Origin of the sequence: Geminicoccus sp., from assembly GCF_036263595.1 — a bacterium.
In the GTDB taxonomy this organism is placed as follows: domain Bacteria; phylum Pseudomonadota; class Alphaproteobacteria; order Geminicoccales; family Geminicoccaceae; genus Geminicoccus.
In genome coordinates, this window is sequence record NZ_DATAGQ010000071.1 from 1 (window position 1) to 18,375 (window position 18,375).

Below are 18,375 nucleotides of genomic sequence, written 5' to 3' on the forward strand. Positions count from 1 at the left end.
ATCTATGATGCGGTCAACCCGCCTACCTCCGCACAGCGTCGCCTGTACCAGTTCGTGGCGAGGGTGCTGGCTGAAGCACCAGGCCTGCAGATCGTGCTGACCGGCGGCAACCACGATTCGGCGAGCCGACTGGAACTGCCACGCCATCTGCTCGACAGCGAGCGGGTCGTGATCATGGGGGCGGTGCCGAGGCGCGACCGACGTCCGGATCCGACGGGGCTTGTGGTGCCGCTGCGCCATCGGACGGGGACGGTCGGTGCCTATTGCGTGGCGGTACCCTATCTGCGTCCGGGCGACCTTCCCGATGCCGAGACGCACGAAACACCGCTGGAATGCCTGCATCGGCAGGCAGTGGCTGCGGCCGACGCGCAGCGTGGGCATCTGCCGCTGGTCGTGACGGGGCACCTGCACGTGATCGGCGGTGACGTGTCCGAACTGAGCGAACGGCGGGTGGTGATCGGCGGCGAGGAGGTGGTGCCGGCCTCGATCTATCCGGCCCACGCGGCCTATGTCGCTCTCGGCCACCTGCATCGTCCGCAGCGGATCAGCGGACCGACCGAAATCCGCTACGCAGGATCGCCCTTTCCATTGTCGGTGACCGAACGCGACTACCGGCACGGCGCCGTGGTGGTCGACATACACGGGGAGCGCCCTGCCGGAATTGCTCTGCTGGAAGCTCCCCGTCTGGTCGACTTCCTGCGGATACCGCGGGCCGGCTGCGCTCCGCTGGCAGAGATCGAGGCTGAGCTGCTGGCGCTGCGGCTGGAGGATCTCGGCCGGGATCGGCACGCCTTCTTGGAGGTGGTCGTACGCATGGACGGACCGGAGCCGGATCTGCGGCGTCGGATCGAGCAGGCGGTCAACGGCAAGCCGGTCCGCCTGGTCCGGGTGGCACGCGAGCTGGCGTCAGGTCCAGCGGCACCGCTCCCTTTCAGCGCCGACCTTGCTGAGATGGCCGAGCTGGAGGTCTTCCACCGGCTCTATCACCAGGCCCATCCAGGCATGGAGCCGGCAGACGACCTGACACGGGCATTCCGCCAGCTCCTGGCCGAGGTGCAGGCGCCCGCAGACGAGGGAACAGCGGCTTGAGGATCCTGGCAATCCGGGGTCAGAATCTCGCCAGCCTTGCCGATCGTTTCGCCATCGAGTTCGAGGCGGAGCCGATCCGGACGGCCGGCATCTTCGCAATCGCCGGCCCTACCGGCGCCGGGAAGTCGACCCTGCTCGACGCGATGTGCCTGGCCCTGTTCGACCAGCTGCCCCGTTTCGATCATGCCGACCGCGGACGCATCGGCCAGGACGATGGGAACCAGCAAACCTACGACGACGTGCGCAACGTGCTGCGCCATGGCGCCACGGAGGGCTTCGCCGAGGTCGACTTTACCGGCCAGGACGGAAGAACCTATCGTGCGAGGTGGCAGGTCCGCCGTGCGCGCGGCCGGTCCGGGGGCAAGATCCAGGACCAGAAGATCAGCCTGCAGGACATCGAGACGGGGCAGGCGATCGGTGGCACCAAGACCGAGACGCTGGGTGAAATCGCAAAGCGGATCGGGCTGAGCTTCGGCCAGTTCCGCCGTGCGGTGCTCCTGGCGCAAGGCGACTTCGACACGTTCATCAAGGCGGACGCCAAGTCACGGGCCGAGCTCCTTGAGCGGATCACCGGGACGGGGATCTATGCCGAGCTTTCCAGGGCGGCCTTCGCGCGGCGCAAGCGCGAGGAGCAGGAGATCGCGGCACTGGAAGAGCGTCTGGCCGGCAGCCGCCCGCTCGATCCCGAGGCGCGGGAAGCAGCGGTTGCAGCCGAGCTCCAGGCACGGCGCGTCCTGGACGAGATTGAACGGGAACGGGACCGGATTGCCCGTGCCGCTGCCTGGCACCAGACCTGCCAGCGCCTCATGCAACGCCTGGCCGAGGCGGAGCAGGCCGTCGCTGCGGCCCGGGCGGCCGAGCAGGCGGAAGAGCCGGCTCGAGCCGAGCTGGCCTTGTGCGAGCGCGCCTTTGCTGTCCGGTCCGAGCTGGACGACCTGCGGCGCACGGAGCAGGCGGTCGTGGCAGGGCAGAAGCTTCTGACCGAAGCCAAGGAGGCGGTGGAAAGGACGGCCGCATGGGTCGACGAGGCAACCGCCGCCCGGTCGGCGGCTAGCGAGCGGCTCTTTGCGGTCCGCCAGGAAATGGAGCGAACGGAGCCATGGCTCCGGCGGGCGCGGGCTCTCGATACGGTGATCGGCCAGCTCGACAAGGAGGTGGCTGCACGGCTGGCCGAGCTGGAGCGGAGGAAAGCCGAGCATGACGATGCGCAGGCCGCGGTGGGACGTGCCGTGCAGGAACATGCGGCAGTGGCGGCGGAGCGGGACGTCCATGCGCAATGGTTGCATGACCACAAGGCCCTGGAGACCTTTGTCCCCCAGGTGGATGAAGTTGTTCTCGATCTGGAGGCGTCGGCGGAGGTCAGCCGCCGCCTGAAGGAGCAGCAGGCTCGCGCGGATGAACTGGCGGCAGCACGGGCACGGCTGGTGGCCGAGCGTGCGCTACAGGTGGAACGCTCGGCAGAGCTGTTATTCGATCTGACCGATCTGGAGCAACGGATCGCGGTGCGCCAGGTCGAGGCCAAGGCTATCGATCGGGCAGGCACGCAGCAGCGACTGGACATCGTGCGCAGTGTCCTGTCTGCGCTGGAAAACCTGGACCAGACGGCACGTGAGGTACGTCGTGCCCAGGCTGCCATCACCGCCGCGGAGCGTGAGGAGGAACGTAGCGCCACTGGACTTGCCTCCGCGTTGCACGAACTTTCCCGGGCTGAGCAGGAGAGACCTTCGGCCCTGGCGCGACACGACGAGGCCCGCCGCAGTGTCGGCCTGTCCGTCGCGGCGGCCGGCGAGCATGCCCAGCACCTGCGATTGCTCCTGGTGGCTGGCTCGCCATGCCCGGTCTGTGGTGCGACGGAGCATGCGAGAACCGACGTCGATTCCATTCTTGCAGCGCGGGCAGACGCGGATCGTGCCAGGCTCGCGGAGCTGGAGCAGGTCCTCCAGCGGCTGGATGCCACGATTGCTGGTGCGCGGGGACGGATCGAAACCCTGGAGCAAGCCCGGCCCGAGCTTGCTTCTCGCCGCAAGCTGGCCGCGGATGATCTCCACCAGGCGCTGCGCGCTGCAGGATGTGCGGCGAACCGGGCGAGGGAGCTTGGTAGCGCATTCGACCCGGACTTCCCGGAACTGCCCAGCGATGTCGCCGCCTGCGATCGGGATGGACTGGTCCAGCATGTCGGCCGGGCTTCCGCTGCCCTGGCGCAAGCGGAAGCGGACCTCGGCCGGCTCACCAGCCTTGAGACCGAATTGCGAGCCGACCGGCAGCGCTACGAGCAGGTTCGCCAGAAGAAGGATGCGGCGGAGAAGGCGGAGCGGGATCTGGCCAAGCGGGATCAGGAGCTGGACCTGGAAAGGCGACTGGCCCTCGCGCAGCTGGATCTGGATCGTGCCGAGCTGATGCGGCTTCGCACACGGCTACATGACAGGTTGGAGGGGCCTTTCCCCGGCTGGATCGACCATGCCGCACGCGATCATCGCCAGTTTGCCGAGGAATGCCGCCGGGTGGCATCCGATTGGTCCGGTCGAAAGGTGCAGATCGGCCGGCTTGAGGAGCGCCTGGCTACCTGCCGGATAGAGATGAAGGAGCAGGAAGCGGCCTTGGTACTGCGGGCGTCGAGCCGCCAGGAGGCCGGCGCGGCGCATGCGCACAAGCAGCGGGAACGTACAGATGCCGCCCGAGACCGCGCCGGCGTCCTTGAGGGGCGCAGCGTGGAGGAGGTCGATGTCGACCTGCGGCGGAGGTTGAAGGAGGCCGAGGAGGCCCAGGAGACGGCGAACCTCGCCTTGAGCACGGCTACCGACGCCCAGCTGGTGGCCCAGGAGGCGGCGTCGGCGGTCGAGCGCTCCCTGACGTCCGCAACGTTGGAACAGGCCGAGAGCGAGCGGAAGCTGACGGCAGCGCTGGCATGCCGTCGGGTTTCGCGTGAGGAGGCCGAACGGGCCATTGCGCGGGGGGAGCCATGGCTAGTGGCCGAACGCGAGCGGCTGGCTGTGGTGCGGCGTGTCCTGGAGGAAAGCCTGACGACCGAGGCCGAGCGGCGCAAGTCGCTGGCGGAGCACGAACAGGCGGGACGTCCGCCTGAGGGGCCGGAGGATATCGACACGCTGGCTGCGGCAGTGGAGCAGCGACGGCAGGTGGCGGAGAAGGTACACCGTGAGCACTGGGCGGTCCTGGACCGTGATGACCGGATAGGGCGGGAACAGGAAAAGGTGGTGGCCGAGATCCGGGCGCGCCGGGAGCAGGCCGATGTCTGGCTGCGTCTGTCGGACCTGATCGGCTCGGCAGATGGAACGAAGTTCCGCCGCTTCGCCCAGAACCTCACGCTCACCCAGCTCCTGCATCTGGCCAATCGGCATCTTTTGGACCTGCATCCCCGTTACGAACTGCAGCGCGCGCCAGGTGGCGACCTCGTGCTGCAGGTGGTGGACCGTTACATGGCTGATGAGGTGCGCGGCGTGCACAGCCTTTCCGGAGGCGAGCGCTTCCTGATCAGCTTGGCGCTGGCACTGGGTCTCGCCAGCCTTTCATCCAGTCATGGCATTCGCGTCGAGAGCCTGTTCATCGACGAAGGCTTCGGCGCCTTGGATGCGCAGAGCCTGAGCATGGCCGTGTCGGTGCTGGAGCGGCTGCAGGCGACCGGGCGGCGGATCGGCGTGATCAGCCATGTCGAGGAGCTGAAGGAGCGAATTGCGGTGAAGGTCGAAGTCACCCCGAGGGGCGGCGGACGAAGCTCCGTCGCGGTAACCTCGTCGTGATGCTCAGGCGGCCGCCGCCATGGCCGGGTCGACCAGATGCAGGTTGCACCGACCGAGGAAGCGGCACACCGCGAGGGTGAGGTCCGCGCGGTTCAGGGCATAGAGATGGAGCGAATCGAACCCCTCGGCGACCAGCCGGCGGCACTGCTCGGTGGCCACGGTCGTGGCGACCATCTTCGCTAGCTCGGGCTGCTCCTCCAGGCCCTGGAACAGGTCGGCCAGCCAAGCCGGGATCGAGGCGCCGCACATGGAGCTGAAGCGCTTTACCTGAGCGAACTGATGGATGGGCATCACGCCGGGAACGATCGGTGCCCGGATGCCGGCTGCATGGCAGGCATCCCGGAAGCGGAGGATCCGGTCGGTATCGAAGCAGTATTGGGTGATCAGTTGGGAAGCGCCGGCATCGACCTTCGCAGCCAGATGGCGCAGGTCTGCCTCGGCATTCTCGGCCTCGGGGTGTACTTCGGGATAGCAGCCGACCGAGATCTCGAACTTGCCAGCCTTGGCCAGGCCGCGGACGAGGTCGGCGGCATAGGCGTAGCCGTCTTCGCGTGGCCGATAGGCCTTGCCCACGCCCTCGGCCGAATCGCCGCGCAGCGCCACGATCCGAGTGACACCAAGTTCCGCATACCGCTCGGCCAGAGGGGCCACCTCATCGCGCGCGAGGGCTGCCGCCGTGATGTGCGGCGCGACGTCCAGGCCGAAACGGCTGCGAAGCTCGGACACGGTGTCGAAGGTTGCCTCGACCTGGGCGCCGCCACCAGCGCCGGACGTTACCGTGAAATAGTCTGGTGCCACAGCAGCAAGCCTCGCGACCTCGCTGAAGAAGGTCTCGGTGGCTGGACCGGAGCGTGGAGGAAACAGCTCGACCGAAAGCTTGGGCTGGGGCAGCGCTTCGCCCAGCTGCGGGAAATGCCGGGCGAGGCGGTGCTCATAGTCCGAAGGCACGGCGCTGTTCTGGTGAGGCATGCGCTGCTCCAGCTCGAATGTTTCTAGGATACGGACATCGGGCTCGGCCTCGACACCCTGTCGTGAAGGAATGGCCGCATGGCTCATGCTAACGCCTCCGCGCGGCTCGACGAGGGAAATGGAAGCACCTGGGCATCCGCAAGGCGCGCCGACCAGAGCACGACGGTCAGATCCTTGCCGGGCACCCGCACCGGCGCTTCCATCGCCAAGCCGAGCTCGGAGAGCCAATTGGTCATCTCTCCATCGGAAAATCCCAGACGGCGATGCTGACGGTCCTGGCGCAGCTCCTCCCGTTCGTGGCGGGCAAGGTCCACCACGATGATCCGCCCGTCTGGCGCCAGCACCCGCCTTGCCTCCGACAGTGCCGCGAAAGGATCGTCGGCGAAGTGCAGGACCTGGTGAAAGGTGACGGCGGCGAACGAGGCGTCGGGCAGCGGCAGCTGGTACATGTCGCCATGCCGGACCTGACAGTTACGAGCTTCTCGACGGTCCAGGTTGGCGCGCGCGATCTTCAGCATGTCCTGGGCAACATCCACGCCCAGCCCGTAGCCGATCCGGCTGGCGAGGAGCTGGAGCACACGGCCAGTGCCGGTGCCGATGTCGAGCAGGGACGGCGTGCTCACACCGGCGAACAGGCCGAGCAGGGCAGCATCGATGGCCTTGGACTGGGCCGCGTTGAGCTCGTGCTCCTCGTCCCAGGCCTGCGCGCGATGATCGAACCAAGCCTCGGCAGCCCGGCGACGCGCCTCGCGCACCACTTCGAGCCGACGCCGATCGAGCACGAGCGTCCCATCATCCATCGGCAGCTGGCGGCAGATCGACCGTGCCAGCCTGGCCCCTTCGCCTTCCTGGGCACGACGATAGAACACCCAGCTTCCCTCACGGAAGCGGTCGAGCAGACCGGCCTCGGCCAGGATCTTGAGGTGCCGGGAGATGCGTGGCTGGGACTGGCCCATCACCTGCACCAGTTCGCTAACGGTCCACTCACCCTGCGCGCATACAGCCAGCAACCTCAGGCGCGAGGGATCGGCGGCGGCGGCAAGTCCGTCGAGCAAGCGGGTCAGTTCGGGGCCAGAAGCGTCCATCTCAGGTCTCCTGGCACATATCTACATTTCTTTATATAACCTCGTCAACCGGCAGTGGCGGCAGGCGGAGCTTCTGGACCGACCCTGGATCCAATCACTGGGGTAGGTCGGACAGAGGTGGAATGGCACGCAGTCCCGCTGCGGGGTCACCGCCAAACAGCCAGTCCAGGATCGCTTCATGCACAGCCAGCCGAACAGAGCCAGGCAGGTTTTCCAGATCGTCCATGGCCTTGGCGACCATATCCGCATCGCGTTCGACGAACGCATGTTCCAATCGGTCGGCCAGGTCGACCCGCTCGCCAAGATCGTGCCGGAGGCGATCCACCAGATCTTCCAGGCATGCGGTGCGCAATTCGGCCATCGTTTCCCTCCGTGATCCGCCTCGTATGGACGCACCAGGATTTACAAATTCTTCACTCTCTTGCTGTAGTGAACGTTCCTTGGGCGTCCAGGGATATGACGGGTGGACGTTCGGGTGCCGCTTCTTGGTCCGGCTGCGGCTGGTATCCAGGCTGCCGCATTCGTTGCGGCACCTTTCAGGCTGCCTTGAAACTGTTCTACCCCGCTCGTACTTCTGCACGCGGACCTGTGAGTAATGATGACGCTGCGAGCCCCCATGTTTTCAGAGGCGAAGATGAGGCATTCGGGCCGGGCGTTCAGGCCGGTGTTGACGCTGGTGCTGGCCGCCGGCTTGGCGGGGTGCGCGACGACGGACAACCCGGACCCTTGGGAGCCGGCGAACCGCGCCATCTTCAGCTTCAACGAGAAGGCCGACATCTACGTGCTGGAGCCGGTAGCGAAGGGCTACCGGGCGGTCGTGCCGGATCCCGTGCGAACCAGCGTCGGTAACGTGCTCCATAACCTGCGCGAGCCGGCTTATGCGGTGAATTCAGCGTTCCAGGGTGAACGCGAGGCGTTCGGCACGTCGCTTGGCCGCTTCATCATCAACACGACGATGGGTGTGGGCGGACTATTCGATGCGGCCTCGGCCTTTGGTTACCAGAAGGTCGAGACCGACTTCGGGGCAACGCTGCAGAAATGGGGCGTGGAGTCCGGGCCGTATGTCGTGCTGCCGCTGTGGGGGCCAAACACGGTGCGCGGTACCGTCGGCTTCGTGCCTGACGGGCTCATGAACCCGGTATTCTACGCCAGCGGCGACTGGCCCTGGATCACCCAGAACGCAACCGAGGCCATCGACTGGCGTTCGAAGAACATCGAGACGGTTGATGACCTCCGGCGCGGCAGTGTCGATACCTATGCGACGGTCCGTTCGATCTTCTTGCAGCGGCTGAATGCGGAGAGTGACTCCCCCGCCGACTCCAGGGGCTATGATGCAATTTTTCAGGAGGATGATGATGCGGCGCCCTGATCTGGCGGGCACGCTGGGCTTGACCCGTCGGACCATGCTCGCCGCAGGCACCAGCCTGCTGGCAATTTCGCTTTTCCGGATTCCTCCGGCGGGCGCGCAAGAGACGCCCAGTGCTTTCATGGACGAGATCGGGCAGCAGGTCGTCCAGATCTTCCGAACGCCCAACCTTTCGGACCAGCAGCGGCTTTCGAGGCTGGTGCAGATCCTGGACGACAGCGTCGATTTCGAGACAGTGTCGAGGCTGGTGATCGGCCGGTATTGGCGGCAGGCCAGTCCACAACAGCAGGAAGAGTACACCGAACTCTTCCGCGAATTCACGATCACGACGATCGCATCGCAGCTACGGAACTATGGCGGTGAGACCTACGAGATCACTGGCCAGCGGCAGGTCGACGACACGGATTTCATGGTCTCAAGCAAGATTGTCCGCACGAAGGGACAGCAGCCAGCCAATGTGGACTGGCGCGTGCGTGAGAAGAACGGCCGGTACGCCATCATCGACGTGGTCGGCGAGGGAGTGTCTGCCGTGGTGACGTGGCGGCAGGAGTATTCGGATATCCTGGAGCAGCAGGGATTCGACGGTCTGATTGCTCGCCTGAAGGACCAGATCGCAGCGCGGCAGTCCGCCTGACCGCTGGTAGGCGCAGGCGGCGCTTCCTCGCCGCGCTGCCTGCGTCAGCCCGTCTTCTTGGCCAGCGGCGAGTCCAGGTACCTGGCTAGAAGGTCAGCTGGATCGGCGAAGACCGCGATGCAGCCGGATTGCCGAAGGCTCTCCTCCGGGAACCCGCCGCACAGGACCCCGATCGTACACAACCCTGCCTTGCCTGCGGCCTCAGCATCGTAAGGTGTGTCACCAACGACAATGACGTTCTGGGGGGCGACCCGATCGAGTGTCTTCAGCGCTGCCTGGAAGATGTCGGGGTGCGGCTTGCTTTTGGCAGCGTCATCGGAGGAGGTCCCGCCGTCGATGAGGTCGGCAATCCTCGCAAGTTTCTTATAGCGTGCCAGCTCTGATCCCTTGGACCACCTGTCTGCCATCTGTTAGCAGTCGCTCGAACAGCTCGCGCACCATGGGAAACGCCGTGGCCTGTGGCAGGTAGGTCGTCTTGAAGATTTCGCTGCGTCGTTGATCCAGATCGTCTCCGCTGGCCGTCAGCTCGGCCTTGCTCAGGAACACCGGCATCAACTGGTCGCCACCCTTGCCGATCTGGTTGCGGATCTTCATGAACTCGATGTCGTGCCCGAATTCCCGAAAGGCGTCCTGCCATGCCTGGGCGTGCAGATCGACCGAGTCGATCAGGGTTCCATCGATGTCGAAGATGACGGCATCGGGCATGTTGGACTCCTGAACTGCCTGTCGCACGCTTGATGCGCTGCAGCAGTCGGCTTCAAACGGCTAATGCCTCTGAAGGTCCCTGGCTGATGCGAAGAATTGGGTGCCCGCGGGCGTCGCTACCGACGCTCCGCCTCCAAGGCGGCGATCCGGGCCCGGGCCTCCTCGAGCTCGGCGCGAAGCAGGACGGCTTCCTGGGAAGCTGCGGCGGGCGCCGTGACCAGAAGCGGCATATCCTGGGCCACGGCCGTCAGGACTGCCCGGCCGGCCTCCAGGTCGCCCAGCACCTGGCCAATCCGGTCCATCTCGGCACGTGCCGCCACAAGCTCCCGCGCAGCAGCGATCAACCCGTCCAGTCTGCCCGAGGCGACCTTGGCCAGGGCATCATTCTCCTGCTCCAGACGTGCCGCCTTGCGCAGGCTTTCATCCAGATCCTGCTCAAGCTTGTCATTGGAGGCGCGGAGCTCGCCATTCTCGTGTTCCAGCGCCGCCATGTGGGTCACGAGGCGATCCAGTTCCGCCGCCTGTTCGGCGGCGTCCTTGGCGGCTGATCCGGTCTCGGCGCGCTGCGCGTCGACCTTCTCCCGGATCCTGGCGATGGCGCTCTGAAGCTCATCGGCACTGGTGCCGGCAGCCGGCTCATTGGCCGTTACCGGACTGGCCATGAAGATCATCGCCATGACCAGAGCCATGCGGCGCATCAGACCGGATCCTCCACCTCCGTGGCCACACCTACGACCCCGCGCGCCAGCGAGGCCTCCAGGAATGGATCGAGGTCACCGTCGAGGACACCCTGAGTATCGGACGTCTCCACGCCCGTGCGCAGATCCTTCACCATTCGGTAGGGCTGCAGCACGTAGGAGCGGATCTGGTGACCCCAGCCAATATCCGTCTTGGCCGCCTCGGTCGCGTCCGAGGCAGCTCGGCGCTTCTGCAGTTCCAGCTCGTACAGGCGCGCCCGCAGCATGCCGAATGCCGTGTCGCGGTTGCGGTGCTGCGAGCGGTCGGTCTGGCAGCTCACCACGATGCCGGTCGGCAGGTGGGTGATGCGGATGGCCGACTCGGTCCGGTTGACGTGCTGGCCGCCCGCACCCGACGCCCTGTAGGTGTCGATGCGGAGATCCTTGTCCTGGATGTCGACCTCGATCGAATCGTCGATCTCCGGGTAAACCCAGACCGACGCGAAGCTGGTATGGCGGCGTGCCTGGCTGTCGTAGGGCGAGATCCGGACGAGCCGGTGCACGCCGGCCTCGGTCTTCAGCCAGCCATAGGCATTCTCGCCCTCCAGCTTCAGCGTAGCGGACTTGATGCCGGCCTCTTCGCCCTCCGTCTCCTGGATCAGGTTGACCTTGTAGCCGTGCTGCTCGGCCCAGCGCGTGTACATGCGCATGAGCATCTCCGCCCAGTCCTGGCTTTCCGTTCCGCCGGCACCAGCGTTCAGCTCGACGAAGGCGTTGTTGCGGTCGGCCTCACCGGAGAGCATCGCTTCCAGCTGGAGGCGGCGCACCGTGTCCTTCAGTCCTTGGAGCTCCTTCTCCACGTCGGCAATCGTCGACTCGTCGCCCTCGGCCTCGGCAAGCTCGGCCAGTTCCACGCCATCGTTCAGACGCGTCTCGATATCACGGACCTGATCGATCCGCGCGGCCAGGCCGTTGCGCTCGCGCATGATCTTCTGCGCACGTTCCGGCTCCTCCCAGAGCTTCGGGTCCTCGGAGAGGGAGTCCAGCTCATCGAGGCGGACAAGGGCTTCATCCCAGTCAAAGATGCCTCCGTAGGAGAGTGGTGCCTTCCTTCAGTTCGTCGGCAAGGTTCGCGATTTCGGCACGCATGGGTCATCTCCAGAAGAAGAAAGATCGTTCGGTCAAGCCAGCCGTCAATACAGCCCGTCGCTCGTCACCGGCGGCGGGGTCGGCTCACGAGGTGCGGCGGTGCGAGGGGCTGCGGGATCGTAGAAGGCGGTTTCACCACCACCCACGACCTGATCCGTCGCCTCTTCGCTCGTCGGCGCAGTGCCCGGCAGGAACGCCTCCAGGATCACCTGGGCCGTGTCCGCTCCTGGCAGCGCCCCGGTCTGCGCATCGATCCGTACCAGCTCGACCCCAGGAGGCACCCGGAACGGCGTGGGTGGCGTATCGGCCAACACCCGTCCCATGATCTCGGTCCAGATCGGCAGCGCCAGGGAAGCACCCGTCTCGGTATCGCCCATGCTCCTGGGCTGGTCGTAGCCGATGAACACGCCGGTCACCAGATCGGGAGAGAATCCGATGAACCAGGCATCCTTGGCATCGTTGGAGGTGCCGGTCTTGCCGGCCAGGGGGCGCCCCAGCTTGGCGGCGCTGGCAGCGGTTCCGCGTTCGACCACGCCGGCCAGCATGTTGGTCATCTGGTAGGCATAGCGCGGATCGGTCACTGCCGGCCGCGTATCGGGGATGACCGGCGGGAAGCCGCCTGCATAGCTTTCGACCGCGCAGCCGTCGCATGGGCGGTCGTCCCGCCGCATCAGGGTCGCGCCGTACCGGTCCTGGATGCGTTCGATCAGGATCGGGGCCAGCTTCTTGCCACCGTTGGCCAGCTCGGCATAGGCAGATGTCAGGCCAAGCAGGGTGACCTCGTTCGAGCCCAGCGAGCCCGCCAGGAAGTGCTGCAGGCCGCGGTCGATCCCGAAGCGTTGGGCGACGTCGATGACCTTTTCCATGCCGATCGCCTGGGCGAGGCGGACCGTCATCAGGTTGCGCGATTTCTCCAGGCCCAACCGCAGCGTGGACGGCCCGTAGAAGCGCTGGCTGTAGTTCTCGGGCTTCCACTTTGGCAGGCCCGGTCCCTGGTCCACCACGATCGGCGCATCCAGCACGATGGAGGCAGGCGTGTAGCCATTCTCCAGGGCAGCCAGGTACACGAACGGCTTGAAGGAGGAGCCAGGCTGGCGCCATGCCTGCGTAGCCCGGTTGAAGGTGCTCTGCCGGAAGTCGAACCCACCGGTGATCGCAAGGACGCGCCCGGTGTTCGGATCCAGCACCACCACTGATCCCTCGACCGCCGGACGCTGCCGCAGCGCCCAGCGCGACGGCTTGTCGTTCTCCGCAATGTCCTCGACCAGCACCACGTCACCGGCCTTCAGCACCTGGTCGGCGCGCTTGGGGGCCGGCCCCAACTTGCCGGAGGAGTCTGCGGTCCGGGCCCAGTTGAGGTCCTCAACATTGAGGGTCCCGGTTTTGCCGTCGGCGAACCCGATCTCCGCGGTCTTGGCGCCGGCGGCAAGGACGACGACCTTCTTCCAGTCGAGCAGGGCTACGCCAGGATCGACCGCATCCAGTGCCTCCTGCCACGGATGTCCTGCCGTGATGTCCGGCAGCGATGTGATCGGCCCCCGCCAGCCAGTGCGACGGTCGTAGCTGGACAGGCCGCGGCGCAGCGCCATGTCGGCGATCCGCTGGATGCGCGGCTGGACAGTGGTCCGCACCGACAGGCCGCCCTCGTAGAAACCGGCTTCGCCCAGCTGCGCCACCAGCCGGCGACGCACCTCTTCCAGGAAGAAGTCGGCCGAGGCCTCGTCGGCGCGTCCGCCCCGCGCACGCAGCACGAACGGTTCGGCCTTGGCGGCTTCGGCCTCGGCCGGCGAGATATAGCCGTCGGCCAACATGCGACCGATTACATAGTCCCGCCGATCGCGCGCGACTTCCGTGTTGCGGGCCGGATCGTAACGTGACGGCGCCTTCGGGAGGCCGGCGATGAACGCGATCTCGCCCAGGGAGAGTTCGTCCAGGGACTTGTCGAAATAGTTCAATGCAGCCGCGGCGACACCATAGGCACGATACCCCAAGAAGATCTCGTTCAGGTACAACTCCAAGATCCGCTCCTTAGAGAGGACCCGTTCCATCCGGATGGAGAGGATGGCTTCCTTGATCTTCCGGTCGATCGACATCTCGTTGGTGAGCAGGAAATTCTTCGCCACCTGCTGGGTGATCGTGGAAGCGCCGCGCGGCCGCTCGTCGTTGGCCACGCGGCGCAGGTTGTCGATCACCGCGGATGCAACGCCTTGTGGATCGATGCCGTGATGGTTCCAGAAATTCTGATCCTCAGCTGCCACGAAGGCCTGCTGCATGCGCGTGGGAATCGAACGGATCGGCACCCAGACGCGCCGCTCCTTCGCAAACTCCGCCAGCAATCGACCATCGCCCGCGTGGACACGCGTGACCGTAGGCGGCTCGTACGTGGCGAGCTGCGCGACGTCCGGCAGATTCTGGCCGTAACGCCACCACGCATAACCCAGTGCGCCAACACCGATCAGCAACACCAGCAGCGCCAGATTGAAGAGCACGCCCAGGGCGCGCAGAAACGACGTCAACGTCTTACCTTCCTGTGGCGATGCAGCCGCCGGACCCGCACTGCGATGATCGTGATCGGCCGGCAAGCTATCCGATCCGGCGCTTCGGCTCAATTGTGCTGGCCATGTCGTCGGCTCCTCGCATGCTCAGCCGCCCACGGCGCCGAAATAGGCATCCAGGGCCTTCAGGGTTGCATTCGCGACCTTGCGGTGATGGGCTGGGTCGGTCAGCCGCCGCTCGTCGCTCCGGTTGGACAGGAAGCCCAGTTCCAAAAGCACGCTCGGCGTGTCCGGTGACTTCAGCACGACGAAGCCCGCGAAGCGCCGCGTCCGCTTGACCAGCGGTGTAACCTTGGCCAGCTCGGCCACCAGATGGTCGGCAAAACCGATCGAGCGGTTCGTGGCGTCGCGCAGGGCCAAGTCGATCAGGATCTCGCTGACGATCGGGTCCTGGTCGGTCAGGTCCAGGCCACTCACGATATCGGCTTTGTTCTCCTTTTGCGCAAGGCTCGCCGCCTCGCTGTCCGAGGCCCTGTCCGAGAGCGTATACACCGACGCGCCACGCATCTCCGAGTTGCGGCCCAGGCTGTCGGCATGGATGGAGATGAAGATTGACCCGCCAGCACTGCGCGCGAATGCGATCCGCTGGCGCAGCGGGACCGCGACATCGGTTTCCCGCGTCATGGCCACCCGGTAGCGCCCGGACTTCTCAAGCCGCGAACGGATCGCCTTCGCGACCCTGAGCGTGACCGTCTTCTCCAGCGTCTTGTCTGCACCGATCGCACCCGGATCCCTGCCGCCGTGGCCGGGGTCGATCACGATCAGCGGCTTGAGGCCTGACGGCGCTGGCGGGGGATCCTTCCTCGCCGGCGGCTGCAGTGCCTCTGGCATGCGAGCCGCCGGCGCGGCGGCGATCTGCACCGTTCCCTTGGCCTTGACTGGCGGCACGAGCTTCGACGTGGGCGGCGGCGGGATCGCGGGTGGGCTGGCGTCGGTCTTCCCGGCAGGCAGGGCCACGGTCTTCGGCAGGGCGAGGGTTGGCGCCCTGCCTGGCGTCACGTCGATGACCAGCCGGTAGAACCGGGAGTCGGCTGAAGGCAGCAGGAGCTCGGTGCGTGCCATGCGTGCAGCACCCTTCAGGTCGACGGAGAGGCTGGCCGCACCAGGGGACGTGCTGGTCGTCCAGGCAGCGACCAAGCCCCGCGGCCTGGGCAGCTTGCCGAGTCCGATTGCCCAGCGCGCCTGCGGAACGATCACCTCCAGCTTGGTCCGATCCGGCGACAGATTCGTCTCGGAAGGAACATTGGCATCCAGATCCAAGACGATCCGGGTGTGGGCGTCATGCATGCCAAAGCGCAGGCCGGAGATCAGGGTCTCGGCTGCGCGGGCCGGCAACGATGCGACCAGTAGCGTGAGCATAAGGAGGAGAAACGTCGCTCCACCCCATGTCGTCGCAGGTGCGTTTCGGCTGCGGGCGGCGCCGATGTCATTGCGATTTCTTGATGATTGAGGCAGCGGGTCGATGGTTCTATAGTCCCGTGCGTGTGAGCGGATACGGTCCCGTTTGCCGTGGCTTCAGCGAGATGTCGCAGCCCGGCTTTCGGATAGCGCCGATGATGCCGCATCTCAACCAACAGGCATCGCTGCCGGCTTGATCCGCAGCCTGCCCTCATTCCTGAACGCAATGCACCACGCTGTCATCCACCCGAACGACGAACCCCGCAGAAGTGCGGCGGTCGATTCGTCAGGTGGAGCATGTGTGGCCACCGTCGTCTCGCGTGCGCTGGCGCATGCGAGCCAACCCGTTTCGCGTGCCGAAAAGCGCGCGGGCCTACAACAGCACGTGGTCGTGCGCGCCGAGTCGCCGCGATCGATACGTGCGGAGATTTCGCTCGATGACGCGACGTATGTTGATCGATGCTGGCCACCCGGAGGAGACCCGGGTCGTCGTCCTCAATGATGAGCAACTGGTCGATTTCGATTTCGAATCGTCCACGAAGAAGCAGATCAAGGGAAACGTCTATCTCGCCAAAGTGACTCGCGTAGAGCCGTCGCTCCAAGCGGCCTTTGTCGAGTATGGCGGCAATCGCCATGGCTTCCTGGCGTTTTCGGAAATCCATCCCGACTACTTCCAGATCCCTCAGGCCGACCGCGCCACGCTCGAGAACGTCGCCAGCGCCGACGAGGGCGAGGGCAATGGCCAGGACGACGATGACGACGATGCGGACTTGGCCCGCAAGCGTGCACGGCTCCTGCGCTCCTATAAGATCCAGGAAGTGATCAAGCGCCGGCAGATCATGCTGGTGCAGGTCGTCAAGGAAGAGCGCGGTACCAAGGGTGCCGCGCTCACCACCTACCTGTCGCTGGCCGGCCGCTACTGTGTGCTGATGCCGAACACGCCGCGCGGCGGCGGGATCAGCCGCAAGATCGAGGACGCCGAGGATCGCCGCCGCCTGAAGGAAGTGGCCGCCGAACTTGAAGTGCCCAAAGGCATGGGCCTGATCATTCGCACGGCCGGCCAGGAACGGACCAAGGCGGAGATCAGGCGCGACTACGAGTATCTTCTCCGCCAGTGGGAAGACATTCGCGAGACCACGCTGAAAAGCATGGCGCCTTCGCTGATCTACGAGGAAGGCGACCTCGTGAAGCGGGCGATGCGCGATCTCTATACCCGCGACATCGACGAGGTGCTGGTCGAGGGCGACGAGGCCTACAAGCAGGCCCGTCGCATCATGACCATGCTGATGCCGTCCCGCTCGCGCCGGGTGAAGCAGTACCGGGAGGAAATCCCCCTCTTCATCCATCATGCCGTCGAGGACCAGCTCGACGCGATGCACATGCCCAAGGTCGAGCTGCCCTCGGGCGGCACGATCGTGATCCACACGACAGAGGCGCTTACCGCCATCGACGTGAACTCGGGTCGTGCCACGCGCGAGCGCCACATCGACGAGACGGCGCTCAAGACCAACCTGGAAGCTGCCGACGAGGTGGCACGGCAGATGCGGCTGCGCGATCTGGCCGGTCTGATCGTCATCGACTTCATCGACATGGCCGACCAGCGCCACGAGCGTCAGGTCGAGCGGCGGCTGCGCGACGCGCTCAAGATGGATCGCGCCAGGCTGCAGATCGGCAAGATCAGCCAGTTCGGCCTGCTCGAGCTGTCCCGCCAGCGGATGCGGCCGTCCCTGCAGGAGCTCTCGACGCAGACCTGCCCAGTCTGCCATGGGCTGGGTGTCGTACGCTCTACCGAATCCTGCGCCTTGCAGGCCCTGCGCCGTGTCCAGGAGGCCGGTATCGCCGGAGAGACGGCGGTGATGCGCCTCGTCGTGCCGGGTGTGGTCGCCTACTACCTCCTCAACCAGAAGCGGGACGCGTTGGTGCATCTGGAACAGCGGTACCAGATGCGTGTGCTGATCGACTCCGATGGACAGATGATTCCGGGCGAGGTCGGTGTCGAGCGCCTTGAGCGCCGCGAGAAGCCGATCGAGGTGCCGCCACCCGCCAGCCTCGCCACCGCGCCCGTCGAGGAGGACGAGCCGGTGGACGCCGTGGAGGTGGAGGAAGAAGAGGCCGAGCTGGTCGAGCGCCGCCGCGAGAAGCGCGAGCGTCGCCCTGACCGTCCGCATCGGCATGCACCTCGGCTGGAAGACCAGCCGACCGTCGAGGCGGAGGCCGACGAGCCGGCCGATGCCATCGTCGCTCCCGTGACGGCTGACGCCCCTGGTGACGAGACTGATGAAGGTGGAAAGAAGCGCCGCCGTCGCCGTCGTCGCCGCCGTCGCGGCGGTGATCGTGCCAACGGTCAGTCGGCGGGCTTCGAGCAGGCTCTCGACAGCGCCGAAGCGGACGAGGGTGACGGGGAAGAAGAGACCGAGGAGGCGGCCGAGGCAGCCATCGCCGAGGCTCCCGCTGAAATGCCTGTCGCCGAGGAGCTGCCGGTCGTTCCGCTGCCGGTCGAGCTGATCGTCCCGGAGGCTGCCGAGGCCCAGGCACCTGCAATGGAGCAGCCGGAGACCGTCGCCGAGAAGCCGAAGCGGCGGACCCGTGCCCGCAAGGCGCCAGCCGAAGCTCCTGTGGAGGAGCAGCCCGCCAAGGCGCCTGCACGTGGCCGCAGCAGGGCGGCTGCCAAGTCGCGGGCACCGGCCGAGGCGGAGCCGGCTAGCGCCACCCAGGCAGTGGCGAAGCCAACACGCCGTCGCACCGCAAGGCCCAAGCCGGAGCCGGTCGAGGCGACTGCATCCGAGCCCATGCCGGAGCCGGCAGCGCAGGCACCGGCTGCGTCGCCGGCCGCCGAGCCCGTGACGGCAGTCCCGGCGGAGGAAGACCGCCAGCCCGAACTTGCGGTTGCCGACACGCCGACGCCCTCGGAAGCGCCGGCGCCGGCTGCCGAGGCTTCGGCCAAGCCGGTTCGGCGTGGCTGGTGGAACCGGTTGACCGGCAGCTGAACGGTC

12 protein-coding genes and 1 pseudogene are annotated in these 18,375 nt (G+C 66.2%); 5 read left to right on the forward strand and 8 right to left on the reverse strand.

Annotation, left to right across the window (positions count from 1 at the left end; genetic code table 11):
• Together VHL31_RS06090 and VHL31_RS06095 are read left to right on the forward strand one after the other, a co-directional pair.
• Positions 1-1,089 (forward strand): exonuclease SbcCD subunit D C-terminal domain-containing protein (locus tag VHL31_RS06090; protein WP_329660318.1); only part of this gene is annotated, 1,089 nt, incomplete at its 5' end.
• Positions 1,086-4,844 (forward strand): AAA family ATPase, encoded by a 3,759-nt coding sequence (locus VHL31_RS06095; RefSeq protein WP_329660319.1) that lies wholly within the window; start codon positions 1,086-1,088, stop codon positions 4,842-4,844. The genes VHL31_RS06090 and VHL31_RS06095, both read left to right, overlap by 4 nt.
• Positions 4,845-4,847: 3 nt before the next feature.
• On the opposite strand, the gene VHL31_RS06100 is transcribed toward VHL31_RS06095, so the two are convergent.
• The 3 genes from VHL31_RS06100 to VHL31_RS06110 form a co-directional block, all read right to left on the reverse strand.
• On the reverse strand, positions 4,848-5,900 hold the full coding sequence (locus tag VHL31_RS06100) for a methylenetetrahydrofolate reductase (protein WP_329660320.1): 1,053 nt from the start codon (positions 5,898-5,900) through the stop codon (positions 4,848-4,850).
• The gene (locus VHL31_RS06105; protein ID WP_329660321.1) at positions 5,897-6,898 is read right to left on the reverse strand and encodes a metalloregulator ArsR/SmtB family transcription factor; all 1,002 of its coding nucleotides are present in this window, start codon (positions 6,896-6,898) and stop codon (positions 5,897-5,899) included. Before VHL31_RS06105 ends, VHL31_RS06100 begins: the two co-directional genes overlap by 4 nt.
• A gap of 94 nt (positions 6,899-6,992) precedes the next feature.
• A complete protein-coding gene (locus tag VHL31_RS06110; protein WP_329660322.1) occupies positions 6,993-7,259 on the reverse strand; it encodes a hypothetical protein in 267 nt (88 codons plus the stop codon).
• 234 nt (positions 7,260-7,493) lie between these two features.
• On the opposite strand from VHL31_RS06110, the gene VHL31_RS06115 reads away from it, so the two are divergent.
• Together VHL31_RS06115 and VHL31_RS06120 are read left to right on the forward strand one after the other, a co-directional pair.
• Positions 7,494-8,267: a VacJ family lipoprotein gene (locus VHL31_RS06115; protein WP_329660323.1), complete on the forward strand. Its 774-nt coding sequence runs from the start codon at positions 7,494-7,496 to the stop codon at positions 8,265-8,267.
• Positions 8,268-8,301: 34 nt separating this feature from the next.
• Positions 8,302-8,898: an ABC transporter substrate-binding protein gene (locus VHL31_RS06120; protein ID WP_329660324.1), complete on the forward strand. Its 597-nt coding sequence runs from the start codon at positions 8,302-8,304 to the stop codon at positions 8,896-8,898.
• Positions 8,899-8,942: 44 nt separating this feature from the next.
• Here VHL31_RS06120 and VHL31_RS26610 read toward each other — a convergent pair.
• The 5 genes and pseudogenes from VHL31_RS26610 to VHL31_RS06145 form a co-directional block, all read right to left on the reverse strand.
• Positions 8,943-9,603, reverse strand: a pseudogene (locus VHL31_RS26610) (HAD family hydrolase).
• Positions 9,604-9,719: 116 nt separating this feature from the next.
• Complete coding sequence (locus VHL31_RS06130) at positions 9,720-10,301, reverse strand: hypothetical protein (protein WP_329660326.1); 582 nt, start codon at positions 10,299-10,301, stop codon at positions 9,720-9,722.
• Positions 10,301-11,429, reverse strand: a protein-coding gene (prfB, locus tag VHL31_RS06135; RefSeq protein ID WP_329660327.1) for a peptide chain release factor 2 whose coding sequence is annotated in 2 segments (ribosomal slippage) — positions 10,301-11,359 and positions 11,361-11,429 — 1,128 coding nt in all. Because the reading frame shifts where the segments join, the coding sequence is not laid out codon by codon here. The genes VHL31_RS06130 and prfB overlap by 1 nt, the downstream gene beginning before the upstream one ends.
• Before the next feature lie 44 nt (positions 11,430-11,473).
• On the reverse strand, positions 11,474-13,945 hold the full coding sequence (locus VHL31_RS06140) for a penicillin-binding protein 1A (protein WP_329660328.1): 2,472 nt from the start codon (positions 13,943-13,945) through the stop codon (positions 11,474-11,476).
• Positions 13,946-14,071: 126 nt separating this feature from the next.
• Entirely contained in the window at positions 14,072-15,319 is a 1,248-nt protein-coding gene (locus VHL31_RS06145) for an N-acetylmuramoyl-L-alanine amidase (protein WP_329660329.1), read from the reverse strand.
• 500 nt (positions 15,320-15,819) lie between these two features.
• Between VHL31_RS06145 and VHL31_RS06150 the strand changes: the two genes are divergently transcribed.
• On the forward strand, positions 15,820-18,369 hold the full coding sequence (locus tag VHL31_RS06150; RefSeq protein WP_329660330.1) for an Rne/Rng family ribonuclease: 2,550 nt from the start codon (positions 15,820-15,822) through the stop codon (positions 18,367-18,369).
• The last annotated feature ends 6 nt before the right edge of the window (positions 18,370-18,375 follow it).